General features: G+C 75.2%; 22 protein-coding genes. 14 read left to right on the top strand and 8 right to left on the bottom strand.

Going from position 1 to position 25,459, the window contains the following annotated elements; all coding sequences use genetic code 11:
- Nucleotides 1-182: 182 nt before the first annotated feature.
- Nucleotides 183-611 (bottom strand): DUF5997 family protein, encoded by a 429-nt coding sequence (locus ACFV61_RS10705; protein ID WP_363377117.1) that lies wholly within the window; start codon nt 609-611, stop codon nt 183-185.
- 67 nt (nt 612-678) lie between these two features.
- Between ACFV61_RS10705 and ACFV61_RS10700 the strand changes: the two genes are divergently transcribed.
- From ACFV61_RS10700 to ACFV61_RS10690, 3 genes are all read left to right on the top strand, one after another.
- The gene (locus ACFV61_RS10700) at nt 679-1,494 is read left to right on the top strand and encodes a LysR family substrate-binding domain-containing protein (protein ID WP_380491137.1); all 816 of its coding nucleotides are present in this window, start codon (nt 679-681) and stop codon (nt 1,492-1,494) included.
- A gap of 119 nt (nt 1,495-1,613) precedes the next feature.
- Nucleotides 1,614-2,195, top strand: a complete 582-nt coding sequence (locus ACFV61_RS10695; RefSeq protein WP_380491134.1) for a DUF421 domain-containing protein — start codon at nt 1,614-1,616, stop codon at nt 2,193-2,195.
- A gap of 113 nt (nt 2,196-2,308) precedes the next feature.
- Nucleotides 2,309-2,767, top strand: coding sequence for a hypothetical protein (locus tag ACFV61_RS10690; protein ID WP_380428595.1), 459 nt, complete (start codon nt 2,309-2,311; stop codon nt 2,765-2,767).
- Nucleotides 2,768-2,820: 53 nt separating this feature from the next.
- Here ACFV61_RS10690 and ACFV61_RS10685 read toward each other — a convergent pair whose 3' ends face one another.
- Nucleotides 2,821-4,152, bottom strand: coding sequence for a cytochrome P450 (locus ACFV61_RS10685; protein ID WP_380428597.1), 1,332 nt, complete (start codon nt 4,150-4,152; stop codon nt 2,821-2,823).
- Between the two features lie 240 nt (nt 4,153-4,392).
- On the opposite strand from ACFV61_RS10685, the gene ACFV61_RS10680 reads away from it, so the two are divergent.
- Nucleotides 4,393-5,796 carry an amidase gene (locus ACFV61_RS10680; RefSeq protein ID WP_380491132.1) on the top strand — a complete coding sequence of 468 codons (1,404 nt, stop codon included), beginning with the start codon at nt 4,393-4,395 and terminating at the stop codon, nt 5,794-5,796.
- An 80-nt stretch (nt 5,797-5,876) separates the two neighbouring features.
- Here ACFV61_RS10680 and ACFV61_RS10675 read toward each other — a convergent pair whose 3' ends face one another.
- Nucleotides 5,877-7,826: an FUSC family protein gene (locus ACFV61_RS10675; RefSeq protein ID WP_063350396.1), complete on the bottom strand. Its 1,950-nt coding sequence runs from the start codon at nt 7,824-7,826 to the stop codon at nt 5,877-5,879.
- A 452-nt stretch (nt 7,827-8,278) separates the two neighbouring features.
- Between ACFV61_RS10675 and ACFV61_RS10670 the strand changes: the two genes are divergently transcribed.
- From ACFV61_RS10670 to ACFV61_RS10650, 5 genes are all read left to right on the top strand, one after another.
- A complete protein-coding gene (locus tag ACFV61_RS10670) occupies nt 8,279-9,370 on the top strand; it encodes a phytanoyl-CoA dioxygenase family protein (RefSeq protein WP_380491129.1) in 1,092 nt (363 codons plus the stop codon).
- On the top strand, nt 9,352-10,728 hold the full coding sequence (locus ACFV61_RS10665; protein ID WP_380491127.1) for a DUF6271 family protein: 1,377 nt from the start codon (nt 9,352-9,354) through the stop codon (nt 10,726-10,728). Before ACFV61_RS10670 ends, ACFV61_RS10665 begins: the two co-directional genes overlap by 19 nt.
- Before the next feature lie 150 nt (nt 10,729-10,878).
- Entirely contained in the window at nt 10,879-12,021 is a 1,143-nt protein-coding gene (locus tag ACFV61_RS10660; protein WP_244293730.1) for a type III PLP-dependent enzyme, read from the top strand.
- Nucleotides 12,018-12,638: a GNAT family N-acetyltransferase gene (locus ACFV61_RS10655; RefSeq protein WP_380491124.1), complete on the top strand. Its 621-nt coding sequence runs from the start codon at nt 12,018-12,020 to the stop codon at nt 12,636-12,638. The genes ACFV61_RS10660 and ACFV61_RS10655 overlap by 4 nt, the downstream gene beginning before the upstream one ends.
- On the top strand, nt 12,638-13,888 hold the full coding sequence (locus tag ACFV61_RS10650; RefSeq protein WP_380428606.1) for an MFS transporter: 1,251 nt from the start codon (nt 12,638-12,640) through the stop codon (nt 13,886-13,888). The genes ACFV61_RS10655 and ACFV61_RS10650 overlap by 1 nt, the downstream gene beginning before the upstream one ends.
- 247 nt (nt 13,889-14,135) lie before the next feature.
- On the opposite strand, the gene ACFV61_RS10645 is transcribed toward ACFV61_RS10650, so the two are convergent.
- Together ACFV61_RS10645 and ACFV61_RS10640 are read right to left on the bottom strand one after the other, a co-directional pair.
- Nucleotides 14,136-14,522 (bottom strand): MerR family transcriptional regulator, encoded by a 387-nt coding sequence (locus tag ACFV61_RS10645; RefSeq protein WP_063350400.1) that lies wholly within the window; start codon nt 14,520-14,522, stop codon nt 14,136-14,138.
- A gap of 18 nt (nt 14,523-14,540) precedes the next feature.
- On the bottom strand, nt 14,541-15,563 hold the full coding sequence (locus ACFV61_RS10640; protein WP_380491122.1) for a zinc-binding dehydrogenase: 1,023 nt from the start codon (nt 15,561-15,563) through the stop codon (nt 14,541-14,543).
- Nucleotides 15,564-15,764: 201 nt separating this feature from the next.
- Between ACFV61_RS10640 and ACFV61_RS10635 the strand changes: the two genes are divergently transcribed.
- On the top strand, nt 15,765-16,505 hold the full coding sequence (locus tag ACFV61_RS10635) for a PIG-L deacetylase family protein (protein ID WP_063350402.1): 741 nt from the start codon (nt 15,765-15,767) through the stop codon (nt 16,503-16,505).
- A gap of 71 nt (nt 16,506-16,576) precedes the next feature.
- Here the strand turns inward: ACFV61_RS10635 and ACFV61_RS10630 are convergent, their stop codons facing one another.
- The 3 genes from ACFV61_RS10630 to ACFV61_RS10620 form a co-directional block, all read right to left on the bottom strand.
- The gene (locus tag ACFV61_RS10630) at nt 16,577-16,753 is read right to left on the bottom strand and encodes a hypothetical protein (protein ID WP_380491119.1); all 177 of its coding nucleotides are present in this window, start codon (nt 16,751-16,753) and stop codon (nt 16,577-16,579) included.
- 50 nt (nt 16,754-16,803) lie between these two features.
- On the bottom strand, nt 16,804-16,998 hold the full coding sequence (locus ACFV61_RS10625; protein ID WP_363377130.1) for a DUF1918 domain-containing protein: 195 nt from the start codon (nt 16,996-16,998) through the stop codon (nt 16,804-16,806).
- Between the two features lie 140 nt (nt 16,999-17,138).
- On the bottom strand, nt 17,139-17,816 hold the full coding sequence (locus ACFV61_RS10620) for a TetR/AcrR family transcriptional regulator (RefSeq protein WP_380371818.1): 678 nt from the start codon (nt 17,814-17,816) through the stop codon (nt 17,139-17,141).
- A gap of 369 nt (nt 17,817-18,185) precedes the next feature.
- Between ACFV61_RS10620 and ACFV61_RS10615 the strand changes: the two genes are divergently transcribed.
- From ACFV61_RS10615 to ACFV61_RS10600, 4 genes are all read left to right on the top strand, one after another.
- The gene (locus tag ACFV61_RS10615) at nt 18,186-18,983 is read left to right on the top strand and encodes a phytanoyl-CoA dioxygenase (RefSeq protein WP_363377132.1); all 798 of its coding nucleotides are present in this window, start codon (nt 18,186-18,188) and stop codon (nt 18,981-18,983) included.
- Nucleotides 18,984-19,091: 108 nt separating this feature from the next.
- Nucleotides 19,092-19,682 carry a DUF6309 family protein gene (locus tag ACFV61_RS10610; RefSeq protein WP_380491117.1) on the top strand — a complete coding sequence of 197 codons (591 nt, stop codon included), beginning with the start codon at nt 19,092-19,094 and terminating at the stop codon, nt 19,680-19,682.
- Complete coding sequence (locus ACFV61_RS10605; RefSeq protein WP_380491114.1) at nt 19,679-24,043, top strand: amino acid adenylation domain-containing protein; 4,365 nt, start codon at nt 19,679-19,681, stop codon at nt 24,041-24,043. The genes ACFV61_RS10610 and ACFV61_RS10605 overlap by 4 nt, the downstream gene beginning before the upstream one ends.
- 128 nt (nt 24,044-24,171) lie before the next feature.
- Nucleotides 24,172-25,446: an aspartate aminotransferase family protein gene (locus ACFV61_RS10600; RefSeq protein WP_063350406.1), complete on the top strand. Its 1,275-nt coding sequence runs from the start codon at nt 24,172-24,174 to the stop codon at nt 25,444-25,446.
- The last annotated feature ends 13 nt before the right edge of the window (nt 25,447-25,459 follow it).

Below are 25,459 nucleotides of genomic sequence, written 5' to 3'. Positions count from 1 at the left end.
CCGGGCCGCCCCCCCGCCCCCGCCCCGGCGCGGCCGGGGGGCGCCCGCGCGCCTCCCCCCCGCCACGCCCCCATCGCCCCTGCCCGCCCCGCCTCGGCGCCCCGCGCCGCGCCCGGCGCCCCGCCACCAGCCTTGCGCAGGGGTCTGACAATCGGGCCCGGCCGGCGGCCGGAGCGCGCGGGTCAGCCGGCCTTGGCGGCCTTGGCAGCCTTGGCGGCAAGCGCCGCGGCGTCCTTCTCCTGCTTCTCCTTGATCCGGACGGCCTCCTTGCGGACGTCCACCTGGTTGGCGCGCTCGTGCTGCAGCCAGAGCGGGTTCTCGGCCTTGACGGCCTCGATCTGCTCGGTGGTGAGCGCCTCGGTCACGCCGCCGCGGGCCAGGCCGGCGATGGAGACGCCGAGCTTGGCGGCGACCACCGGGCGAGGGTGCGGGCCGTTCTGGCGCAGCTCCTGGAGCCACTGCGGCGGGTCGGCCTGAAGCGCGCTGAGCTCCTCGCGGGAGACCACACCCTCCTGGAAGCCGGTCGGCGCCGCGTCGAGGTAGATCCCCAGCTTCTTGGCGGCGGTGGCCGGCTTCATGGTCTGGCTGGTCTTCTGCTTGAGCGATGTCATGGTGACAAGGGTAAGGGAGTGCGCGGGCGCTCCCGGTCACGGTCGGTAGCCTTGCCCTGTGACAGACATGCAGGTGAACCCGTCCTTCCGGCTCGCGTACGTCCCGGGCGTGACCCCCGGCAAATGGGTCCGGGTGTGGTCCGAGCGGCTCCCGGACGTGCGGCTCGACCTCCTCGCCGTCCCGGCCGGGGACGGCGAGGGGACGCTGCGCGAGGGCACCGCGGACGCCGGGCTCGTCCGGCTGCCCGTCGACCGGGACGTGCTCAGCGCGATCCCGCTCTACGCCGAGACCACCGTCGTGGTCTTCCCCAAGGACCACTGGCTCGCGGCCGCCGAGGAGGTCGCGCTCGGCGACCTCGCCGAGGAGGTGGTGTTCCACCCGCTCGACGACACCCTCGGCTGGCCGGGCGAGCTGCCCGGCCGCCCGGCGATCGAGCGCCCGGCCAGCACCGCCGACGCCATCGAGCTGGTCGCGGCCAACGTCGGCGTGCTGCTGGTGCCGCAGTCGCTGGCCCGGCTGCACCACCGCAAGGACCTCACCTTCCGGCCGGTCGCCGAGGCGCCGCAGTCCCAGGTGGCGCTCGCCTGGCCGGAGGACCGCACGACGGAGCTGGTCGAGGAGTTCATCGGCATCGTCCGGGGCCGCACGGTCAACAGCTCGCGCGGGCGCGGCGCCCAGCCGGCGGCCGAGCCCCAGAAGGCCGCGGCGCCGCGCAAGTCCCAGCCGCAGAAGGGCGGCCAGCAGAAGTCCGGCCAGCAGAAGTCCGGTCAGCAGAAGTCCGGTCAGCAGAAGGGCGGCCAGCAGAAGGGCCGGCCGAAGCCCGCGGCGGGCGGCCGGGGTGCGGCCGCGGCCAAGCGCGGCAAGCCGAAGCGCCGCTCGTAGGTCCTGTCCGGCCGGGGACCCGGGTTCGTCCGGGTGCTGGCCGGGGCCCGGCGGGGCGCGTACCGTCGGGCCCGGGCGCTGCCCGCCCCGTCCGGCCGAGGGGTTGAAGGAGCGGGGCCATGTGGCACGACCTGGTGATCGTCCAGATTCCGATCGTGGAGAAGATCCTCCGCACGATCGCGGTCTACGCGCTGATCCTGATCCTGTTCCGGATCGCGGGGAAGCGCGGGCTGGCGGGCCTGAACACCTTCGACATGGTGGTCATCTTCCTGCTGTCCAACGTGGTGCAGAACGCGATCATCGGCAATGACAACAGCCTGCTCGGCGGCGCCATCGGTGCGGTCACCCTGATCGCGGTGAACGCCGCCGTCACCCGCTGGCTGGCCCACGACCCGCGTGCCGCCCGGCTGTTGGAGGGCACCCCGACCACCGTGGTGCGCGACGGCAAGCTCGTCCCGGGCGCGCTGCGCGGGCTGGCGCTGCGCGCGTCCGAGATCGAGCACGCCGTCCGCGTCCAGAACGGCGACACGATCCGCGACGTCGCGGTCGGGCGGCTGGAGCCCGACGGCCAGCTGGTGATCACCCTCAAGCCCGCCGAGCAGAGCGCCACCCGCGGCGACGTCGAGGACCTGCACCGCCGGCTGGAGGCCATCGAGCGACTGCTCACCACCCTGGCGGCCGACCGGCGAAGCGAGGACTGACCCGGCGGCCACCCCAGAGGTCTGGGATGGGAACGGCCGCACCCGGCCCGGCAGGATTGGCGTAGACCACTTCCGTCCACACTCGCCGGGCCTCCGTCCGGCCGGAGGATCGAATGCTGCGCAGACTCTCCTGGATCCCGGCCCTGACGGCCGTCCTGCTCGCCCTGGTGGCCGGGCCGACGGCCGGGACGGCATCCGCCGCGACCGAACGCGAATTCCTCCAGGGCTACGGGCAGTTGGTGCCGCTGCCGGCCCCTGTGACGCCGGCGCAGCAGTGCGTCGAGCGGCGGCTGTTCCTGGACGCCGGCACGTACGCCTGGAGCTTCAGCACGCCGGGCGGCAACGTGCCGTCCCAGGACGTCCAGCTCTCCTCGGGCTGGTTCCGTTGGACGATCTGCGTGTACCCGCGGGCGTCCGTCTACGGCGCGACCACCTGGCTCGACCCGGAGACCCCCGGCCAGCCGCACCTGGAGCGGACCACCAGCTTCGACGTCACCTTCACCTACACCTACACGTGGGAGTCGATGCTCTACCGCTGGCAGGGCATCCCCCGCCCGCCGCGCACCATGTGACGCATCGTCAGGAGGGGCTCCCGCCCGCCGCCGGTGCGGGGCGGGAGCCCCGGTCACCACGCCCGGCGGGCGAGGGTGGCCGTGAAGGGGCGGGGGGACAGCGAGGAGCTGCGGGCGGGGCGGACCGGGCGGCCGGGGGTGGGGGTGACGGTCCAGCGGGCCGCGATGGTGGCGATGGCGAGGGCGGCCTCGGTGGTGCCGAACACGTCGCCGATGCAGCGGCGGGCGCCGAGGCCGAAGGGGGCGTAGGTGCCGGGGGAGGGGCGGGTGATGGTGAGCCAGCGGTCGGGGTCGAAGCGGGCGGGGCAGGCGAAGACGTCGGCGCGGCGGTGCAGCAGGTACGGGCTGAACAGGATGGTCGCGCCGGCCGGGACGCGGTGGCCGCCGAGTTCGGCGTCGGCGGCGGCGACGCGGCTGAGGATCCACACCGGCGGGTAGAGCCGCAGCGTCTCGGTGACCACCCTGGCGGTGAGCGGCAGGGCGGGCAGGTCCTCGTGGCGGGCGGGGCGGCCGTCGAGCACGGTGTCCAGCTCGGCGTGCAGGCGGTCGCGGATGGCCGGGTGGGCGGCGAGCAGGGTCCAGGCCCAGGAGAGGGTGGCGGCGGTGGTCTCCATGCCGGCGAGCAGGAAGGTGACCACCTGGTCGTGGATCTCGGCGTCGGTGAGCCCCCGCCCGTCCTCGTCGCGGGCGCTGAGCAGCGTGGACAGCAGGTCGTTGTGATCGGTGCCGGCGGCGCGGTAGTCGGCGAGCAGCCGCCGGGTGACCTCCTTCAGGTCCTGTTGGGCGCGGCGGAAGCGGCGGTTGCCCGGGGTGGGGATGCGGTCGGTGCCGGGCAGCGGCATCATGACGCGCCGGCCGACGCCGCGGGTGATGACGTCCATGCTGTCGTGGACGGGCAGCGAGCCGGCCCGCTCGTGGGCGGCGAACAGGCAGCGGGCGGTCACCGCGGTGGTGAGGCGGTACATCGCGGCGGGGACGTCGACCACGTCGCCGTCGCTCCAGGAGGCGGTGGTGCCGGCGATCTCCTCGGCCATCATCGCGGCGTAGCCGGGCAGCCGGTCGCGGTGGAACGCGGGTTGCAGCATGCGGCGTTGGCGCCGGTGCGCGGCGGCCGGGCAGGTGGCCAGGCCGTCGCCGAAGACCTCGCGGGCCTTGTCGAGGACGAGCCCGCCCTTGTCGTAGGTGCGGTCCTCGGTGAGCAGTTGGCGGACCAGCTCGGGGTGGCAGGCGACGTACGCGTCCAGCGGGCCGAGCCGCAGCCGGACGAGGTCGCCGTGGGCGGGCAGGCCGGCGACGAACTCCAGCGGCCGGCGGACGAACGCGGGGACGTGGCCGAGCAGGGGGAGGGCGCCGGGGGCGGTGGCCGAGGTGTACTGGGTGGGCACGGGCGTCACCTTGGGGTGGGGGGTGGACCGGATCGGTTCGTGATCCGGCCTTTCCCCGGGGCCGTCGGCGAAACGATCTCCGACCGGCGGGTGGGGTGAACGCGGGGGCGCATGCCGAACGCCCGTGCGCCGTCGGGGGCCGACGGCGGGCGCCGGGGGTGGGGTATCCCCGGGCGCCGCCCCGCGCCTACACTGCGAACTCTTGCGCGACTACCGGTCAGTAGGGATTGGGGAGTTCGGATGACCGACGAGCGGGCCCACGGGTTCACCGACGACGCCCTCGGCGCGCACGACGCCGTGGCCCTGGCCGCCCTCGTCCGCGCCGGCGAGGTGGCCCCCGCCGAACTGGCCGCGGCCGCCGCCGCCCGCGCCGCCCAGGTCGACCGGACGCTCACCCCCGTCGCCCACCCGTCCTACGACCGGCCCCGGCTCGGCCCGGACGGCACCGACGGCCCGCTGTACGGCGTCCCCACCTTCCTCAAGGACAACGTCGACCTGCGCGGCCTGCCGACCGGCATGGGCAGCGAGGCCTTCCAGGCCCGCCCGGCCCGGCGCAACTCCCGCTTCACCGACCAGTTCCTCGCCACCGGCCTGGCCGTCCTCGGCAAGACCCGGCTGCCCGAGTTCGGCCTCAACGCCTCCACCGAGTTCGCCACCGCCCAGCCGGTGCGCAACCCGTGGAAGCCCTCGCACTCGGCCGGCGCCTCCTCCGGCGGCTCGGCCGCGCTGGTCGCCGCCGGAGTGGTGCCGATCGCGCACGCCAACGACGGCGGCGGATCGATCCGCATCCCGGCCGCCTGCTGCGGACTGGTCGGACTCAAGCCCACCCGGGGCCGCCTGGTCACCAACGCCCAGGGCGGCAAACTGCCGATCGACCTCGTCACCGACGGCGTGCTCACCCGCTCCGTCCGCGACACCGCCGCCTTCTACGCCGCCGCCGAGCGCCACCACCGCAACCCCGCGCTGCCCCCGCTCGGCCTGGTCGAAGGCCCGGGGCGGCGCCGGCTGCGGATCGGACTGGTCGTGGACTCGCCGCTCGCCACCACAGACGAACCCACCCGCGCCGCCGTCGAGCAGACCGCCGCCCGGCTGGCCGCACTGGGCCACCACGTGGAGGAGACCACCCTGCCGTTCGGCGAGGAGTTCTCCCGCGACTTCGTCCTCTACTGGGGCTACATCGCCTTCGCCATCGCGGTCAGCGGCCGGCTGATGCTGGACCGCAGCTTCCGGATCAACCGGCTCGACGGCCTGACCACCGGGCTGCGCCGGCTCTACCAGCGGGAGTTCCTGCACACCCCGGCCGTGCTGCGCCGGCTGCGCGGCGCCGAAGCCGCGTACGCGGGCCTCTTCCGCACCCACGACGTGATCCTCTCGCCGGTCCTCGCGCACGCCGCCCCGCCGATCGGCCACCTCAGCCCGAACGTGGCCTTCGACGAGCTGATCGAGCGCCTCCAGCGCTACGTGGCCTTCACCCCGGTCAACAACGTGACCGGCGGCCCCGGCATCGCCCTGCCCACCGGCGCCGCGCCGAGCGGCCTGCCGATCGGCGTGCACCTCTCTGCCGCGCACGGGCAGGAGCGGCTGCTGCTGGAGCTGGCCTTCGAACTGGAGGCGGACCGGCCCTGGCGGCGGATCCAGGACTGACCGGGCCTGCGGCGGGACTGGCCCGGGCTTCGGCGGGACGGACGCCCGGGCGGCCGCTCCAGGACCGGCCGGCCCGGCCCTCAGGCGGGCACCACCGCCCGCGCCGCCTGCACCTCGCGGTGCAGCCGGCCCAGCGCACAGTCGGGCCGGAGGTCGTCCGGCCCGGCCTCGGGCAGCGGCCCGCCGCTGCGCAGCGCCCCGGCCAGGTCGGACAGCTCCCGGACGACGGCGCCGACCTCGGCCGGGGACGGCGCCGGAGCGCCGTGCTCGACCCGGACCCGGGTGGCGGTCGTGGTGTCCACGATCCGCTCGACCGCGATCACCAGCGGCCACCAGGCCTCGGCCCGGGCCCCGACCGGCGGCGGTTCGGTGAGCGCCCGCTGGAACTCGCTGCGCACGGCGGACAGGTCCCGGTAGAGCCGCCGCCGGTACCGGGCGCGGGCCGGCTGGTCGGCCCCGGGCCCGGTGGTGAAGGCCAGCGAGACGTACGCGGCGGAGTCCGCGACGGCGTCGGCCAGCCGCTCCCCGATCCGGGTGTGCCAGGACTCCGGCCACAGCAGGTAGCCGGTCAGCAGCGCGATGCCGCAGCCGATCAGCGAGTCGTACAGCCGGGGCAGCACCAGGTGGAAGCCCCGGTGGTTGAGCAGGTCGGAGAGCAGCAGGATCACCGGGGTGATCGCCGCGGTCTGGAACGCGTACCCCTTCGCCGACAGCACCGGGATCAGGGCCGCCAGCGCCGCCATCACCGGCACGTCCCACCAGCCGTGCGGCACCTCGGCCAGCACCGGGATGGCGATCAGCAGCCCGGCGGCGGTGCCGAGCGCGCGCAGCACCGCCCGGGAGAACACCGAGCCGAAGTCGGGCTTCAGCACGAAGGTGACGGTCAGTGACACCCAGTACGAGCGGGGCACCGCGATCACCGACACCAGGATCTGGGCGAGGCCGATGCACAGGGCCAGCCGCAGCCCGTACCGCCAGGACGCGCCGGACAGCAGCAGCGCGTGGGCGGCCCGGCGGGTGCGGACCCGCAGCGCGGCGGGCCGGCCGAGCGGGTCGCCGTCGGCGTACGGGTCGGGTGCGGGCTCGTGCGCGACGGCCCGGGCGTGGCCGATCGCGGCGACCAGGGCGCGGGTGGACGGCCCGGCCGGATCGGGCAGTCCGGGCGGCGGGGTCGATCCGGAGCGGCCCCGCTCGACGGCCGCGGCCAGCTCGCGCACCGCCGCCGGGTAGGCGGGCGGCAGCGGACCGTACTCGCGCGGGCGCAGCTGCGCCGCCGAGGCGGCCTCCACCACCGGGATGGCGGCGTTGAGCTGGGCGAGCAGCCGGACCAGGGTGGGGGAGCGGCCGTGCCGGCGGGCCCGGCGGGCGAGCAGCAGGTCGTAGGACTGGTTCAGCGACTGGGTGAGCGCCTGCCGGGCGTCGTCGGCTCCGGGGGTGCCGGCGGCCTCCAGGAAGGCGGCGACCGACCGGTAGGTGCCGGCCACGGCGGAGCGCTCCGGCGCGCCGCCGCGCAGCGGCCAGGCGAGCAGGGTGAGGCCGAGCACCAACAGGCCGCCGAGCAGCAGCAGTCCGGGCGGCGCCCACCAGGGGGAGGGCAGCGGCAGTCCGGCGCCGACCACCGCGTTGAGCAGCAGGAGCAGTCCGGACACCGAGGCGACCGCGCCGATCGAGGAGATCATGCCGGAGACCAGGGCGACGGCGGTCAGCACGGCGACGGCCGTCCAGCCCGCACCGTACACCAGGGTGCCGAGCAGGACCCCGAGGGCGCCGAACAGCTGCGGCACGGCGATGTTGAACACCCGCATCCGGTAGGCGTCCGCGGTGTCCCCGATGACCCCGGACAGCGCGCCCATCGACACCAGCGCGCCGTACCCGGGCCGGCCGGTGGCCGTGCCGACCGCGAGCGGCGCGGCCAGCGCCACCGAGGCCCGGGCGGCGGCGGCCCAGGGGACCGGCGCGGCCTTGGGGCGCAGGCTCGCGGTCAGCCAGCCGGGCGGGGTGAGCCGGGTGGCGGCGGGGCGGTGTGCCATAGGCCCAACGTACGGCGCGAAGGTCAGGGCGCAACGCTGGGGAACTCGTTTTGGTTCACGTCCGGGTATGTCAATTCCCGAAACATACTCCGGCTTATGTCACTCTCCGAAACATAAAGCGAACCCCAAGGGGCCATCTGAACTGCGGGATTTCCCTATTGGTAACCAGCCGTCGAGGGTTGACACCATTAGTTGGTCTAGTCCAACGTATGAGGGGCGCGGTTCGGCCAGGGCTGAGGCAGGGTGAGGGGCCTTGCCGGACCGGCGAGTTGGCCCCCTGACGTGGCGAAACCTTGCACGGCCGGGGCCCGGGCGAGGTGGAGCGCATGCGGACGGCATGCGGTCCGCGGACTGAATTCCACGCACGGCCGGTGACGGGCCGTCGGCTCGCCGTGCCCGCACTGTGCGTCCAGGAAGCGCTGCGTCGACTACGAACCATGGAGTGACTGCCCATGCCGAGCCCTGACGGATATCTGCACCGAGCCGCCTCGGCGCGCCCCTACTTCAGCGAGGACGGGGAGAGCTACCTCGCGCGCACGGCGCTGCGCGAAGTCCGCAAGGAGCGTCCGCTGCGGGTGCTCTCCGAGGAGGACTTCGCGTTCTGGCAGACCTACGGCTACATCGTGGTCAAGGAGGCCATCCCGGCCGAGGCCGCACGGCGCCTGCTCGACTTCGCCTGGGACTTCCAGGGCCTCTCGCCCGACCGCCCCGAGGACTGGTACCGCGAACGCGACCACCGCGACGAACTCGACCGGGAACTGCACATCTACGGCTTCGTCGAGGCCTACCACCACCAGCTGATCTGGGACAGCAGACAGGCCCGGCGGGTCTACGACGCCTTCGTCGACGTCTGGGACTGCGAGGAGCTCTGGGTCACCCTCGACCGGCTCAACCTCAACCCGCCGAACATCCGCAACCGCGACCGCGCGCTGATCGAGCCCACCGACCGGGGCTTCGACATCGAACTGCACTGGGACGTCGACACCACCCAGGGCATGCTGCCCCAGCGCGTCCAGGGCATCATCGCGCTCGACGACACCCGGCCCGACCACGGCGGCTTCCAGTGCAACCCGGAGCTGTTCCGCCGCTTCAACGAGTGGCAGGCCGCCCAGGCCGCCGACCGCGACCCGATCCGCCCGGACGTCGACCGCACCGAGTTCCCGGTGGTGCGGCCCGAGTTGAAGGCCGGCGACCTGCTGATCTGGAACGGCCTGCTCGCCCACGGCGTCGCCCGCAACACCTCCGAGAACGGCGTCCGCGCCGTGCAGTACCTGTCGATGATGCCCGCGCTGGAGGAGGCCGCGCAGCTGCGCCGCTCCCGGGTGGAGTCCTGGCGCACCCTCGCCACCCCGGACTGGAACCGCACCCTGGTCGGCGACGCGACCCGCCACGAGTCGCTGCGCTACGGGCCCGCCGAACTCACCGAACTCGGCGAGCGGTTGCTCGGCCTGCGCTCCTGGCGCGGCCCGGAGTCCGCGGACGACCGGCCCGCCCCGCAGCCCGCCGAGTCCACGGGGGAGCCGGCATGCGCGCCGTCTGCCTGACCCTGCCCACCAACCGCGAGTGCGCGGCCACCATCGCGGCGATCGGCGCCGAAGCCGCTTACGCCGCACGGCGGTTCGGCGTCCGGGTGCACCTGCTGATCCTGGACTCCGCCGATCCGGCCACCTACCGGCGGCACGCCGAGGCCGTCGCCGCGCTGCCCGCCGCCGGGTCCGGTGCTGCGCCCGGTGCCGGCTCTGGTGCCGCTTTCGAGGCCGGGGAGGTGGTCGTCCACCACCTCGACGAGGCCGCCCAACGCGCCTTCCTGCGCGACGTGATCGAGCGCTCCGGCGCCGCCGGCCCCGACGGGCCGCTCGGCGACAAACTGCTCGACCTGATGCTCCCCGACGCCGTCTCCTACGGCGCCTGCACCAACCGGGCGTTCCTGCTCGCCGGCGCGCTCGGCTGCGCCTCCGTGCACCGCCGCGACTCCGACAGCGCGTACCAACTGCTCGACGGCGAACCGGTGTTCCCGATCGAGCGCGAGCTCGCCACGCTCGGCCTCAAGGCGGCCGACGCGGCCGCCGCCGTCACCGAGGTCACCCTCGACCCGGTGCACGCCGACAAGCCCGTCGCCCTGGTCGGCGGCTCCTTCATCGGTGAACTCTCCGTCGACATCGGCGAGATCCGCGAACTCGACCCGGACGCCTACCACCAGGTCGTCGCGCTCTGGGCGCCCACCGGCGCGAGCGAGCAGGAACGCCGCGAACTCGTCGCCGACTCCTTCACCGGCGGCGGCACCGACCCGTTCCGCCGCGACCGCGCCGTGCTCGACCTGCCCGACATCTGGCGGATCGACATGTGCAACGTCGCCCTCGACCACGAGGTCTACGACCGCGTCCCGCTGCCGCCCGCCACCGCCACCATCGGCAGCGACTACTTCCTGCTGCACCTCGTCCGCGACGCCACCCTGCCCGGCGTCGTCCACAACCGGCACATCGTCAACTACTACACCCCGGAACGGCGCACCGGCACGGGCTTCACCGCCTACCAGCTGCGCTACGCCAAGTTCCTGCTCTCCATGCTCTACCTCTACCCGGTCTACTCCGAGATGGAGGCGGCCCGCGGGGCCCTCCTCGACGAGGCGCACCACATCCGCGCCGACGTCATCGCCGACTCCGCCCGCCGCAGCGCCGCGACGGACCGCGCGGAGAACCACCGACGGCTCGACGCGCTGGACCACTGCTACCGGCGACTCGGCGGGAAGTACGCCGAGTTCGCCGACCACCTGGCGCCCCAGCGGGCGCGTCTGCTCGACGAAGCGCAGGCGGACATCGAGGACTTCGCGCTGCTGATCGACGCGTGGGGTCCGCTCATGCGGGCGAGCAAGGCCACGCCCGCCGACCGGCTGCCGCGGTAGCCGCACCGGGAGCCATTCGTGATACGTCAGACCATCGCCCACCGCGCCCCGGCGCACCACACCACCGCCCACACCGGCGTCGCGCCCGACCCGGCCGCGCACGACCGGACGGCGCTCCGCGCCGCCCTCGCCGCCGCCACCGACGACCGGATCATCTACGACCTCGACGGTATCGAGCGCCAGTACACCGACCTGATCGGCGAACTGCCCGACGTCACCGTCCGGTTCGCCATGAAGGCCTGCCCGGTGGACGAGGTGCTCAGCCGCCTCGCCGCCCTCGGCTCCGGCTTCGACGCGGCCAGCCCCCAGGAGATCGCCCAGGCCCTGCGCACCGGGGTGAGCCCCGACCGCATCCACTACGGCAACACCATCAAGTCCGACCGCAACATCGCCGAGGCCTACCGGCTGGGCGTGCGCGACTTCGCCACCGACAGCCTGGAGGACGTCGCCGCCATCGCCGAACACGCCCCCGGCTCCCGGGTGTTCTGCCGGGTCGCCACCTCGGGCGACGGCGCCCTGTGGGGCCTGAGCCGCAAGTTCGGCTGCTCGCCCGAGGACGCCCTGCGCGTCCTGGACGCCGCCCGCTCGGCCGGCCTCACCCCGTCCGGACTCTCCGTGCACGTCGGCTCCCAGCAGATGACCGCCGAAGCCTGGGGCGCCGCCGTGGACTCGCTCGCCGCCGTCCTGGAGGCGCTCAACTGGCGCGGCATCACCCCGCAGCGGATCAACCTTGGCGGCGGTCTGCCCGCCCTCGGCGTCCTGGACCGGCACGGCCGCCCGCTCGACCCGCCGCTGGACAAGATGTTCGCGGTCATCCGCGAGGGCATGGACCGGCTGCGCACCGTCAACGCCGCGCCGCTGGAGTTCCTGCTGGAGCCCGGCCGGCACCTCGTCGCCGACCACGGCGCGATCCGCGCCCACGTCGCCCGGCTCTCCTCCCGGCACCAGCTCGACGGCACCCGCGAGGACTGGCTCTTCCTGAGCTGCGGCAAGTTCAACGGCCTGTACGAGATGGACGAGCTCCAGTACCGGCTCGAATTCCCCACCCACCCCGGCGGCCAGTTCGTCAACGCCGTCGTCGCCGGCCCGACCTGCGACAGCGACGACGCGTACGCCCAGGAGGACGGCCTGGTCCGCGTCCCGCGCGCGATCGCCTCCGGCGAACCGGTCTGGATCCACTCCTGCGGCGCCTACGCCACCGCCTACACCACCCAGGGGTTCAACGGCTTCGAGCCGCTGCCCTACACCTGCATCGGCGGAGCCGGCGGCCCGGACGGAGACAGCGGCAGATGACCGACCTGAGCATCCGGCTGCTCCAGGAGGAGGACTGGGACGGCGTCGTCGCACTGGAGGAACGCGCCTACGCCGCCAGCGGCCTGTCCGAAGGCCGCGAGGCGCTGCGCTCCCGCCACCGCGCCTCGCCCGACACCTGCTTCGTCCTGGAGCACGCCGGCGGCCTCGGCGGCTACCTGCTGGCCCTGCCCTACCCGCTGTTCCAGTGCCCCGACCTCAGCCGGGCCGAGGCCGGCGGCGTCCGCGCGACCAACATGCACCTCCACGACCTGGTCGTCGCCGAGGACCTGCGCGGCCGCGGCCTGGCCCACCGGATGCTGCGCGGCCTGGAGGAGACCGCCCGGGCCCGCGGCTACCGCACCATGTCCCTGGTCGCCGTCCGCGGCTCGCAGGTGGTGTGGGCCCCGCTGGGCTACCGCGCCCGCCCCGAGATCGGACTGCCCGGGAGCTACGGCCCCGAGGCGCTCTACATGGCGATGCCGCTGAGCCCGGCCGCCGCCCCGGCCACCATCGCCGTCGCCGTCCCGGCCCCGACCGCCGTCGCTGCCGTCGTGCAGTCGTTGTCCCCCTCCACCGACCCGTCCCTCGGGTTCCCACCCAGAGCCGAAGTGGGCTGATGCACATGTCCCCCGTTCGCGACGACTTCCGCCGGTCCCAACTGGCCATCGCCGCACTGTTCTTCCTGCTCGGATTCCAGTACGCGACCTGGGTCTCCCGGATCCCCGCGCTGAAGGCCCGGCTCGACCTCGGCGAGGCCCAGATCGGCCTGCTGCTGATGACCTGCGGGGTCGGCGCGGCGGTGTCCTTCCCGCTGGTCGCGGTGCTGATGCGGCGGTTCGGCTCCCGCCTGCTGTCCGTGCTCTCCGCGCTCGCCCTCGGCGTCGTCCTGGTCGCCCTGTCCGTGGTGCCCGACTACCCGCTCACCCTGCTGGTGCTGTTCTGCGACGGCGTCGCCGTGGGCTGCCTGAACGTCGCGATGAACGCCCAGGGCGCGGCGCTGGAAGCCCGCTACGCGCGGACCACCATGTCCCGCCTGCACGCCACCTTCAGCGCCGGCTCGCTGCTCGCCGCGCTGCTCGCCTCCGGCGTCACCGCCTTCACCGGCACGCTCGCCGTGCACTTCGGGCTCGCCGCCGCGCTGCTCGCGGTGCTGGTCGTGGTCGCCCGGCCCGGTCTGCTCACGGACGACGCGCCGGCCGCGGCGCAGGACGGGCCGGACCAGGAGCAACCGGACCAGGAGCAGGCGTCGGCCGCGAAGAAGGACCGCCGCCGCTTCGCCCTCCCGGCCGCGGCGACCCTCTGGATGGGCCTGGCGATGGTGTTCGGCACCGTCACCGAGGGCGCCATGAACGACTGGTCCGCGCTCTACCTCAAGGACGTCGTGAACGCCGGTGCCGGGCTCGCCCCGCTGGGCATCGCCGTCGTCTCGGTGATGATGGTGCTCGCCCGGATCTTCGCGGACGGCTGGCGCACCCGCTTCGGCGACGGCCGGATCGTGCGGACCGGCAGCCTGCTGGCCGGCGCCGGACTGGCCCTCGCCCTGCTCGTCGGCGGCGTCGTGCCGACCCTGATCGGCTTCGCCTGCGTCGGCCTCGGCGTCGCGGCGGTCACCCCGTGCGTCTACGTCGCCGCGGCCCGCCAGGGCTCGGACGCGCTCTCCCTGGTCGCCGCGATGGGCACCACCGGGCTGCTCGCCGGGCCCGCCGTGATCGGCTTCATCGCCGACGCCACCAGCCTGGTGTGGGGCATGGCCGCCGTCGCCGTCTCCGCCGCGGTCGTCTCGCTCTGCGCCACCCGGATCGGCTGGCCCGCCCCCGAGCCCCACCCCGAGCCCCTCGACGGCCGACTCGCCCCGGACGCCGGCTAGCTCCCCCCCGCAGACCTCGCCCGGAACGCCGCGCCTCCCCCGTCGCGGCGGTCCGGGGGGGCCGCGGGGCCGGCGTCCCCCCGCCGGGGCGCCCCGCGCGGGGCCGGGGGGGGGGGGGGGGGGGGGGCCCCCCCCGCCGCGCCGGGGGGGGGGCCTCTCCCCCGGCGCCGCTCGGGGGGGGGGCCGGGGGGCGGCGCCCCCCCCGCGCCGCGTTCCGGGCGAGCCGTGTTCCGGATGGTGGACCGGGTCAGCCCGGCAGGTCCGCGCCCCCGGCGGCGACGTGCCGGGCGAGGCGCTCGCGCAGGGCGGTCAGCCGGGCGATCTCGGCGTCCAGGGCGGCGAGCCGGGCGGTGACCACCGGGGCGAAGGTCTCCAGGCCGGGGGAGTCCGAGCAGCGGCGCGGCGGCTCCTCGGTGAGCAGGTCCAGGCGGTGCGGGCGGCTGGCCAGGTCGTCGACGGTCAGCCCGACGGCCAGCAGCCGGCGGATCGCCCGCACCCGGGCGACCTCGGTCGGCCCGTACTCGCGCTGGCCCGAGGCGGACCGGGGCGGCGGCGGCAGCAGCCCCCGCTGCTCGTAGAAGCGCAGTGCCCTGGGCGTGGTGCCCGCCGCTGCCGCCGCGTCCCCGATCCGCATGGCCGTTCCTCCTCGGTGCTATGCGAGGTCGACGATCGTCGCCCCGAAGGTGTCCCCGTCGAACAACCTCCGCAACGCCTGCGGCGCCTGGTCGATGCCCGCCACCCGCGTCGACGGGAAGACGATCTCGCCGGTGCGCAGCCAGCCGCCGAACCGCTGCCGCCACTCGGCCTCCAGGTCCGGGTGGTCCACGCCGGTGAAGCCGCGCAGGGTCAGGCCCAGCATGATCACCCGGAAGCTGTCCACCAGAGCCGGCGAACTGCCGCCCCGCCGCTCCGGTGCCAACTGCCCGGACAGCGCGCCGACCAGGGCGAACCGGGCCCCCGGCCGGGCCGCGTCGACGGCGGCCGTCAGCTGCTCCCCGCCGACCAGGTCCAGCAGCACGTCGACGCCCTCCGGCGCGGCCTCGGCCAGCTGCGCGGCGAACGGCCGCTCGCCGCGCACCAGTACCGCGTCGTAGCCGAGTTCGGCGGTGAGCCGCTTCGCCTTGGCGGGGGAGCCGGTGGTGCCGATCACCCGGGAGGCGCCCAGCAGCCGGGCGACCTGCCCGGCCAGCGTGCCGACCGCGCCCGCCGCGCCGGTCACCAGCACCACGTCCCCCGGGCGTACCCCGGCGCTGCGGGTCAGCCCGCCGTAGGCGGCCGTGCCGGGGGAGAGCAGCGCCACCGGGTCCGGGAACCCCGGGTCGACCGGAGTGAACCCTGCGGCGTCCGCGACCACGAGGTCCCGCCACCCCCGCAGGTGGGTGACCAGGTCGCCCGGCCGAAGGTGCCCGCCCGCCGGAGCGGCCAGCACCTCCCCGAGGGCCGGCCCGTACAGCGCGTCCCCGGGCCCGATCGCCGGCAACGGCGCCCCCGTGAGCTCGCCCCCGATCAGCGTGCGCAGGCCCGGGAAGACCAGGAAGGCCCGATTGCGGACGACCACCTCGCCCGTCCCCGGCGCCGGCAACGGCTCCTCCACCACCGCGAAGTCCCCGGGCCCGGGCAACCCGCCCGGCTCGGTGACCAACCGGACGACCCGGGCCGTCGTGGGCAGCGTCATCGCAGCACTCCTCCAGAACCGACGCGGCGGCCGATCCGCCGCAGGTGCCCGGACGCTAACCCCTGACCCGTGCGTCAGGGGCAACCCGGCCGGCCCGGGAGGGTGTCCGACGGGGTGTGGGTGTGGGGGGTCTTCTAGAGTCGCCTGCGGAACGACCGTATGACCATGCGACTGTGAGCTGCACCGAGAGGGACGAGCACCATGAGTGAGCAGGCCGTCGAGCCCTACCAGCCCGTCGACGAGGACTGGCAGACCGCGCTGGCCGTCGTCGCCCACCCGGACGACATGGAGTACGGCGCCGCCGCGGCCGTCGCGCGGTGGACGTCGCAGGGCAAGAAGGTCGTCTACGTGATGGTCACCAGCGGCGAGGCCGGGATCGACTCGATGAACCCCGAGGAGTGCGGGCCGCTGCGGGAGGCGGAACAGATCGCCTCGGCGCGGGTGGTCGGCGTCGACGTGGTCGAGTTCCTCGGGCATCCGGACGGGACGGTGGAGTACGGGCTGCCGCTGCGCCGCGACATCGCCCGGGCGGTGCGCCGGCACCGGCCGGACATCGTGATCACCAGCAACTTCCGGGAGACCTACGGCGGGACCGTCCCCAACCAGGCCGACCACATCGCGGTCGGGCGGGCCGCCCTGGACGCGGCTCGGGACGCCGGCAACCGGTGGGTGTTCCGGGAGCTGCTGGCCGAGGGCCACGAGCCGTGGAACGGCGTCCGACAGGTGTGGGCGGCGGCCTCGCCGGAGTCGGGTCACGCGGTGGACACCACCGAGCACTTCGACCTGGGCGTGGCCTCGCTGGAGGAGCACAAGGCGTACCTGGCCGGGCTGGGCGGGGCGATGGCGGACGCGCGCGAGTTCCTGGAGGGGGCCGGGCGGGGAGCGGGCGGCCGGCTCGGGGTGCGGTTCGCGGCGTCGTTCGAGGTGTTCCCGCTGCGCTGAGCCGCGCGGCCACCCGGATGGGCCGATGGCCCGGCTGACCGGCTGACCGGCTGCCCGGCCTGGTTACCCGGTTACTCGGTGTCGGTGCCGGCGTACACGGAGGCGAGCACCAAGGCGGTCTGCCCGGGCACCGGGATGCCGCAGTTGTCGAGCAGCACGAGCAGCGCCACCGCGAGGTACCCGTAGTGGTCCAGCAGTGGCGCGAGCCCGGCGAGCGTTCCGGGCAGCGGGGCCGTGGGGGCGGACACCGCTGCTCACCACCTCGCCCGGGTGGGGGGCGGGGCGGCGGGGGAGTCGGTCAGCGGTCCGCCGGGCGGTGCTCGATGGCGCAGTCGGGGCCGGGGTAGACCAGGCCTTCGTGGCCGTCCTCGAAGCGGACCATGTACGGCGGTTCGCCGTCGGTGCCGCGCACCTCGACGATCTCGCCCTTCTGGTCCGTCATGCCCACCGACCTGCTGTGGATGTGGAGCTGGTCACCTACCGCTGCGTGCATGGTCTGCTCCTCGGGTCGTGGCGGCCGCCTCTGCGGCCGTTCCGCCTTCCACTGTGCTGCGGCGGCGGCGGGCTCGCAACGGCGCGGGCGGGCGGGACGCGGGGGCGGGGCGGGACCCGAGGGGCGTGCGGGGACCGGTCTCAGCGGGCGGGCGGCTGCTCCGCGAGGTAGCCGCGGACCAGCCGCTTGCACTCGGCGATCAGCGCCGGATCGCCCTGCGGATCACCGCGGAAGGCCAGCTTGAGCACCGCGTCGGCGGCCTCCAGGGCGACCCGCAGGGCGAGGGTGAGCGCCGCCGGGTCGCCGGTGGCGAACACCTCGCCGCCGAGCGCCTGGAGGCGCAGCGCGACGGCGGTGTTGTTGTCCACGCCCGGGTCGAGCAGGTGCCGGTCGTCCCGCAGCCCGGCGGGGGCGGTCGCGTCGGCGAGGCCGAAGTCGAGCTGGCCGAAGCCGGGCACCGCGCGCTTCATCGCGACGAACTCCTCCACCGCGAGGTCGGTGAACCCGGCCGGGCCGAGGGGCGCGGCGGTCGCCAGCCGGTGGTCGAGCCGCTGGAGGTAGCGGTCGAGGTTGCGGCCGGCGAGGGCGGCCAGCAGGTCCTCCTTGCCGGCGAAGAACTGGTACAGGGTGCCGATCGGCACCTGGGCGCGCTGGGCGACCTCCTTGGTGGTGAGCGCGGTGGCGCCGACCTCGTCGAGCAGCCCGGCGCAGGCGTCGAGGATCCGGCCGTACCGCTCCTGGCTGCGCTGCTGGACCGGACGGCGCCTGGTCACGGGGCCCCGCCCGGCGCTCTCGTGACTCCTGGTGTCGCCGCTCATGACGTCACTGTGCCGCATCCGCTGTGCCAGCGGCGAATCACCGGGGCGCAATGGGTCCGGAGTTTCGGGTGGGGAACGGGTCGATTGGTGGCTGGAGCTGAACGTCACGGTGGCGGGAAGGTGTCCAGGAGTCGGCGGTGGTCTTGTGGTGGACACGATCAACGGTTCATACTCCTCAGCGGACTACCTTGCGTGATCAACTCGTGCCCTTTCGTGGTGAACGTGTGTCAGCTGTGGCGACGACGGACGAACCCGGCGCCACCCGAGGTCTGGATGATCCCGTGCGTTTCATAGAACCCGAACCTGTTCAGGTCCGATCCGCCGTGCCCGACTGTGCGACCCGTCATCCGGAAGGAGGGGGCCGGTTCGGTGACGCAGACTTCCGGAGGGCGTAAGGCCCTAGACACCGAGCAACACCGCCAGTTCCTGGAGTCCGGATACCTGGTCCTGCCCGGCCTGGTGCCGGAGCCGCTCGGGGCCAGGCTCGCCCCCGAGGTGGACCGCTGGGTGGACGAGGGCCTACGGGCCCGCTCGATCGCCGCCTGCACCGATCCCGCCCGGCACGGCCCGCCCCCGGTGCTGGAGCTGGAACTGCCGGCCCACGGCGAACTCCTCACCCACCCGCCGCTGTTGCGGACGCTGTCCGGTCTGATGGGGCCGTCCTTCGTCTTCCACCACCTGCACAGCGACCGCCAGGCCCCGGGGATCCCCGGCAAGGCCTGGCACCACGACTGCGAGCCCAACGACCGCGCCGACCCGTCGCTGCTGATGGTCCACGCGCTGCACTACCTCGGCGGCCTGGACGAGAAGGTCGGCAGCCTGGCCGTCCTGCCCGGCTCGCACCGGCGTACCGTCGGGAAGACCGCGTACGCCCACCACGGCACCGCCGAACTGCCCGGCGAGGTGGTCATCGACCGGCTGCCGCCCGGCTCCACGGTGCTGCTCAACTCGGCGCTGTTCCACACCCGCAGACCGGCGCCGGACGGCCCGGGCAGGCCCCGGTACTTCATCGACGCGTCCTACTGCCAGGTGGGGGCGCGCTGGCGTCCGGTGAAGCCGCACTGGCGGCTGATGCTCGCCCGGGCCCGTGAACTCGGCCTGGCGGAGGGCCGGTGGCCGGAGCTGTTCGCGGAACGGCACTTCACCGAGTACGTCGGAACCGCCTGACCGGAACTGTCCGGCGAGAACTGTCTGACGAGAACTGTCCGGCGAGAACCGTCTGGCGAGAACCGTCTGATCGGAACAGCCTGATCGGAACTGTCTGAGGAGCACCGCGTGGAGATCGTCACCGCCGTCGCCTACGCCGAGGTCCACCACGCCTACCTGCGGGACCACCCGGTGGAGCGCACCCACGAGGCGAACAGCAACCGGGACGGCGAGGAGAACGTCGAACGCGCCGGCCGGATCCCCGGCGGCTGGTGGCGCGTCCGGCTCTCGCGCTCGGACGTCCTCGGCGTCGTCCTGCCCTGGCACCTGAGCGAGGGCGGCGCGCGCGAACTCGTGCCCCGCTCCGGCCTGACGGTGGCCGAGGCGGCCGAGCGCATCCGCTCCGACGAGGCCGCCTGGTCGGCCGAGAACCCGGTCTGCGCCGCCAAGCTCCGGTTGCTGCGGTGGGCCCCGTTCACCCCGGTCTACCTGAGCACCGGCGCGGTCGAGCACTCCGACTACACGGACCTGCTGGTCCGGGAGGGACTGATCCACATCGACGGCCTGCACCGCATGCTGGCCTGGGAGCTGGCCGGACGCCTGCCCGACCGGCCCCGCCTGGACGCGTTCCTCGCGGGTGACCCCCTGGTCGTGGACCCGCACGCGACCGGGTCGGTCCGCGCCGGGCGGGCGGCCCGGACGGGAGGCGAGCCGGAGTGACCTTCGCGACGCAGCACGTCCGGTCCACGCCGTCCGCATCGTCCACGCCGCCCACGCCGTCCAGCCAGGCCGCATCGTCCGCCCGGTCGCTGTCCGGGTTCCTGTTACGGCTCGCCCGGGAGCACCCGGACCGGACCGCCCTGACCGACGGCGACCGCACCCTCGACTACCGCACCCTCGACGCCGCGGCGGGCCGGATCGCGGCCCGGCTGGCCGCGTCCGGCACCGGCCCGGGCGACCGGGTCGCCCTGCTCGGGCCCCGGGACGCCCGCATGCTGGTGCTGCTGCACGGCGTGCTGCGCTCGGGCGCGGCGGCGGTGATGGCCGACCCGGACTGGTCGGCGGCCGACCTCGCCCGGCGGCTGGCGGCCGTCCGGATCGGCCGGGTGCTCAGCACCGAGGCGGCCTTCCCCGGGCCGGAGGGCCATCCGGCCGAGGTGGTGGACGTCGACCGGCTGGCCGGGCCCGAGGGCCTGCCCGACGCACCGGGCAGCGCGCCAGGTACGACCGGTGGCCTCATGCCCGGCAGGGCCGGTGACCTCATGCTCTGCGGGGCCGAGGAGCTGATGCTCGGTGCGGCCGAGGACCCCGCGTACCTGTCCTTCACCTCGGGGTCGAGCGGTGAGCCCAAGGCGGTGGCCGTCACCCACGCCAACGCGGTGCACTACGCGCGGGCGCTGGCCGACCGGCTGGGTTTCACCGAGACCGACGCCCCGTGCGTCGCGCACGTCACCACGCTGGCCGCCGACCTCGGCCACACCGCCTGGCTGCTGGCCCTCGCGGTCGGCGGTTCGGTGCACGTGGTGCCGGACGGCGAGGTGCGCGACCCGGAGGCGTTCTGGGCGTCGCTGCGGCGCGCCGGGGTGTCCGTGCTGAAGACCACCCCCTCGCACCTGACCGTCCTGCTGGAGGGCCGGCCCGGCGACGCCCCGCCCCTGCACACCGTGCTGCTCGGCGGTGAGGCGCTGCCGCGCCCGCTCGCGGCCGCCCTGCTCGACACCGGCGTCACCGCCCGGCTCGTCAACCACTACGGCCCGACCGAGACGACCGTCGGTGCCACCTGCTTCCTCGCCGCCACCGCCCGCCAGCTGCCGGCCGAGGAGCCGACCGTCCCGATCGGCACCGGGATCGGCGAGGTGCGGCTCGCCCTGCTGGACGGCGACGGGCGGCCGGTGCCCGACGGCGCGGTGGGGGAGCTGCTGATCGGCGGCCGGGGCGTCAGCGCCGGCTACTTCGGCCGGCCCGCCGAGACGGCGCGCGGCTTCGTCCGCCACGACGGTGAACGCATGTACCGCACCGGCGACTTGTGCCGCCGCCGGGCGGACGGGAGCCTGGTCTTCCTCGGCCGGGTGGACCGCCAGGTCAAGATCCGGGGCTACCGGGTCGACCTCGCCGAGATCGAGCGGGCGATGGACGACTTCCCGGGCGTCGCCCGGTCCGCGGTGCTGGTCCGGGAGACCGCCGTGGGGAACCAACTCCTGGCCGCTGTGCGGTTGTCGGCCGACGGCGCCGGGCTGGCCGGGATCGGCTCCTACCTGCGCGACCGGCTGCCCGGCTACTCCGTGCCGCAGCCGATCCTGACCCTGCCGGAGTTCCCGGTCGGGCCGAACGGCAAGCTCGACCGGGAGCGGCTGGCCGAGCTGGTCGCCGAACTGGTCGAGGCCCGGGCGGAGTCGGGGCCGCCCTCGGGCGGGGACGCGCTGGCCCGGTCGATCGCCGGGTTCTGGGCGGCCGCGCTGGGCCTGCCCGGGGTCGGGCCGCACACCGACGTGCTGGACCTCGGCGGGGACTCCATCCTCGCCATGCGCACCGTCGCCTTCCTGCGCCGGTCGGGCCTGCGCGTCCACTACGACGACTTCTACCGGCACCCGACCGCGCACGGCCTGGCCGAGGCGGCCGCAGCCGTTCCGGTTCCGGCCGCCGCTCCGGCCGGGCGGACCGGAAGCGGCGACCGGGGGAGTCAACTCGCCCCCGCCCAGCGGTGGTTGTACCGCCAGAAGGCCGTCGACGACCTGCGGCACTGGAACCAGTCCGTCCTGCTGCGCTGCCGGACTGCCGTCGACCCGGCCGCGCTCTCGGCCGCTCTCGCGGCCGTCCTGGAACGCCACCCGGCGCTGCGGCGGCCTGTCTCGCCGGAGGGCTACGACGCACCCCGGCCGGTGGCCGACCTCGACCCGCTGTCCTTCTCCCGGATCCCGCGCGGGACGGCCCCGATCGCCGAGACCGTCGCCGGGGTCTGCACCGAACTCCACCGCAGCCTGGACCCGTTGGCCGGCCGGCTGCTGCGCGCGCACCTGTTCACCGGCCCGCCCGGCACCGACGACCGGCTCGCCCTGATCGCGCACCACCTGGTGGTCGACGGGCTGTCCTGGCGCATCCTGCTGGACGACCTCGCCCACGCCTACCGGGCGGTGCTCGACCAGAAGCCGGCCGACCTGCCGCCGACCCCGGACTTCTACCAGTGGGCCGCCGCCGCGCCGCCGCCCCCGGCGTCGGTGCCGCCTCCCGCAGCGTCCGCGCCGGCGTCCGCGCCGGAGCCCGTGGTCCGCGCGCAGCCGGCGGCCGTCGGCTGGACGCTCGACGAGGACGGCACCGCCCGGCTGGTCGGCCGCCACGGCGGCGGGACGGGCCTGGAGGCCTTCCTGCTGGCCGCCTTCGCCGACGCCGTGACCGGCTGGAGCGGCCACCCGCGGCTGCCCGTCGAGGTGGAGACCCACGGCCGGGACACCGCCGGCGATCCGGGCGAATTCCTGGACACCGTCGGCTGGTTCACCGCCGTCAAACGGCTGGTGGTCGAGGCGTCGGCCGGTCCCGAGGGCGCCGCGCAGCGCCTGCGCGAGGCCCCCGTCCAGGCGATGGACGCACCCGGCACCCGCCCCGCCGCCGGGTTCAACTTCCTCGGCACCTTCCGGCTGCCCGAGGAGCCCGCACTGGACTGGACCGTCGCGGACGAGCAGGCCGGAGTGGCCCGTTGCACCGGCGGAGACCCGCTGTACGACCTGCGGCTCACCGCCCGCATCGTGGAGAACCGGCTGGTCGCCGACCTGGTGTACGGGTGGCCCGGCCTGCCGCACCCCGCCGCCGAGCGGATCGTCGCCGCGTTCGCCGGGACGGTGGCCACCGAGGCCGGTGTCGGTGCCGGTGCCGGTGCCGGTGCCGAGGCTGGTGTCGGTGCCGGTACCGCCACCCGGCCCGTCCGGGCGCCGCTGTCGACCTCCGGCCAGCTGCTCCACCCCGGCACCCGGGCACCCGCCGTACCGGCGGCCCGCACCACGGTGCGCGAACCCGCCCGGGTGCTGCTCACCGGCGCCACCGGCTACCTGGGGCGGCACCTGCTCGACGCCTTCGTCCAGCGGGGCGCCCACGTCACCTGCCTGGTCCGGGCCGAGCACGACGCCGGCGCCGTCCGGCGGTTAGGCGCGGGCGCGGGCGCAGACGACGGCCGGATCCAGGTCGTCGCCGGGGACATCGACCGGGAGGGGCTGGGCCTGTCCCCGGCCGGACTGGCGCGGGCCCGGGGCGCGCAGCTCGTCGTGCACGCCGCCGCGGACGTCCGGCTGGTGGCCTCGCCCGACGACCTGGAGCGGACCAACCACACCGCGGTGCGGCGGCTGCTCGGCTGGATCGACGAGCACGCCCCGGCGGCCCGCGTCCACCACGTCTCCACGCTCGCCGTCGCGGGCGGCGTGGACGGCCCGCCCCGCCGCTTCAGCGAGGCCGACCTGCGGATCGGCCAGCACTTCCGCACCCCGTACGAGCGGACCAAGTTCGCCGCCGAGCAGACCGTCCGCGCCTGGGCGGCCACCGGGCGGGCCGCCTACCTGTACCGCAGCGGCCACATCGCGGCGCACAGCCGGACCGGCGCCTTCCAGGCCAACATCGGCGACAACCGGATCTACCAGCTGATCCGCGGCTACCTGCTGGCCGGCGCCGCCCCGCGCCGGCCGCGCACCACCTACGCGTTCTCCTACGTCGACACCGTGGCCGCCGGGATCGCCGCGATCGCGCTGGACCCGTACGCCGCGCCCGGCGCCTACCACGTCGAGAGCCCGCACGAGACGCCGCACGACGAACTCGTCCGCTGGCTCGCCGGCCACGGCCACCCCGTCCGGCTCACCGACGACGAGGCCTTCGCGGCGGCGATCGCCCGGGCCGAACGCGACCACCCGACGGCGGCGGGGCTGGCCGCCGCGTGGTCCCTCCAGGAGGAGCGCAACGTCCTCGTGGACCGCGCGTACACCACCTCCGTGCTGGACCGGCTGGGCGTCCGGTTCGCCGAGCCCACCCCGCAGTGGTGGTCGGCCGCGCTCACCCGGGCCGCCGAGGCCGGCTACCTGCCGCCCGTCGCGCCGCCGCACTGACCCCCGTCCGCCGCACTGACCCCCGTCCGCCGTACCGATCCGTCCGCCGCGCCGGCGCCCCGTGAGCTGCGCCCCGTGAGCCGCGCCCCCACCGACCCGTACCCCCAGACCCATGGAAGGCGGACCTCGTGTCCCAGCTGTCCCCGGTGCTCAAGCAGGCCACCCCCGTCGTCGCCACCCGCGGCGAAGGGCTCCACCTCTTCGACGCCGACGGCCGCCGCTACCTCGACTTCACCTCCGGCGTGGGGGTGACCAGCACCGGCCACTGCCACCCGCGCGTGGTCGAGGCGGTGCGCGAGCAGGCCGGCCGGCTGATCCACGGCCAGTACACCACCGTGCTGCACGACCCCCTGCTCACCCTCACCGAGCGGCTCGGCGAGGTGCTGCCGCCCGGCCTGGACTCGCTGTTCTACGCCACCGCCGGCAGCGAGGCGGTGGAGGCGGCGCTGCGGCTCGCCCGGCACGCCACCGGCCGGCAGAACGTGATCGTCTTCGAGGGCTCCTTCCACGGCCGCACCATGGGCGCGGCCGCGCTCACCACGGCCGGCAGCCGCTTCCGCGCGGGCATCGGCCCGGTGATGCCCGGTGTCGCGGTGGCGCCGTTCCCCGACGCCTTCCGGCTCGGCCTGAGCCTCGGGCTGAGCGAGGCGCAGGCCGTCGAGCACGCCCTGCGCGGGCTCGACCAGGTGCTCGCGACCGTCAGCGCCCCCGCCGAGACCGCCGCGATGTTCGTCGAACCGGTCCTCGGCGAGGGCGGCTACGTGCCCGCGCCCGCCGGGTTCCTCGCCGGGCTGCGCGAGCGCGCGGACCGGCACGGCATCCTGCTGGTCGTCGACGAGATCCAGACCGGCTTCGGCCGCACCGGCCGGTTCTGGGCCCACCTGCACCACGACGGCGTGGTGCCCGACGTCCTGATCACCGCCAAGGGCCTGGCCAGCGGCTTCCCGTTGTCCGCGATCGCCGCGCCGACCGACCTGATGCGGCGGGCCTGGCCCGGCTCGCAGGGCGGCACCTACGGCGGCAACCCGGTCGCCTGCGCCGCCGCGCTGGCCACGCTGGACGTCATCCGGGACGAGCAACTGGTCGACAACGCCGCCGAGCAGGGGTCGCGGCTGCTGGACGGCCTGCGGGCGGTCGCCGCCGGAGCGCCGGGCGTCGCCGACGTCCGGGGCCTCGGGCTGATGATCGGCAACGAGTTCTGCCACCCGGACGGCTCCCCGGACCCGGACACCGCCAAGCGCGCCCAGCAGGCGGCGGCCGACCTCGGCCTGCTGCTGCTGATCTGCGGCGTCCACCTGAACGTGGTCAGGATGATCCCGGCGCTGACCGTCACGGCCGGGCAGGTCGACGAGGCGCTGGCGCTCTGGTCCAAGGCGGTGGCGGCGGCCGCCGCCCAGCGGTAGAGAGGAGTGGTTC

The sequence above is a fragment of the Kitasatospora sp. NPDC059817 genome (assembly GCF_042731835.1).
Classification (GTDB): domain Bacteria; phylum Actinomycetota; class Actinomycetes; order Streptomycetales; family Streptomycetaceae; genus Kitasatospora.
The sequence above is the reverse complement of the archived record's forward strand: the minus strand, read 5'-3'. Positions and strand labels throughout refer to the sequence as shown.

Excerpts from the sequence above, each read along its gene's own strand:
- ACFV61_RS10650 (WP_380428606.1), top strand. The coding sequence starts at position 12,638 with ATGCACATGTCCCCCGTTCGCGACGACTTCCGCCGGTCCCAACTGGCC.
- ACFV61_RS10700 (WP_380491137.1), top strand. The coding sequence starts at position 679 with ATGCAGGTGAACCCGTCCTTCCGGCTCGCGTACGTCCCGGGCGTGACC.
- ACFV61_RS10635 (WP_063350402.1), top strand. The coding sequence starts at position 15,765 with ATGAGTGAGCAGGCCGTCGAGCCCTACCAGCCCGTCGACGAGGACTGG.
- ACFV61_RS10665 (WP_380491127.1), top strand. The coding sequence starts at position 9,352 with ATGCGCGCCGTCTGCCTGACCCTGCCCACCAACCGCGAGTGCGCGGCC.
- ACFV61_RS10640 (WP_380491122.1), bottom strand. The coding sequence starts at position 15,563 with ATGACGCTGCCCACGACGGCCCGGGTCGTCCGGTTGGTCACCGAGCCG.
- ACFV61_RS10620 (WP_380371818.1), bottom strand. The coding sequence starts at position 17,816 with ATGAGCGGCGACACCAGGAGTCACGAGAGCGCCGGGCGGGGCCCCGTG.
- ACFV61_RS10690 (WP_380428595.1), top strand. The coding sequence starts at position 2,309 with ATGCTGCGCAGACTCTCCTGGATCCCGGCCCTGACGGCCGTCCTGCTC.
- ACFV61_RS10655 (WP_380491124.1), top strand. The coding sequence starts at position 12,018 with ATGACCGACCTGAGCATCCGGCTGCTCCAGGAGGAGGACTGGGACGGC.
- ACFV61_RS10645 (WP_063350400.1), bottom strand. The coding sequence starts at position 14,522 with ATGCGGATCGGGGACGCGGCGGCAGCGGCGGGCACCACGCCCAGGGCA.
- ACFV61_RS10680 (WP_380491132.1), top strand. The coding sequence starts at position 4,393 with ATGACCGACGAGCGGGCCCACGGGTTCACCGACGACGCCCTCGGCGCG.
- ACFV61_RS10705 (WP_363377117.1), bottom strand. The coding sequence starts at position 611 with ATGACATCGCTCAAGCAGAAGACCAGCCAGACCATGAAGCCGGCCACC.
- ACFV61_RS10625 (WP_363377130.1), bottom strand. The coding sequence starts at position 16,998 with ATGCACGCAGCGGTAGGTGACCAGCTCCACATCCACAGCAGGTCGGTG.
- ACFV61_RS10675 (WP_063350396.1), bottom strand. The coding sequence starts at position 7,826 with ATGGCACACCGCCCCGCCGCCACCCGGCTCACCCCGCCCGGCTGGCTG.
- ACFV61_RS10670 (WP_380491129.1), top strand. The coding sequence starts at position 8,279 with ATGCCGAGCCCTGACGGATATCTGCACCGAGCCGCCTCGGCGCGCCCC.
- ACFV61_RS10695 (WP_380491134.1), top strand. The coding sequence starts at position 1,614 with ATGTGGCACGACCTGGTGATCGTCCAGATTCCGATCGTGGAGAAGATC.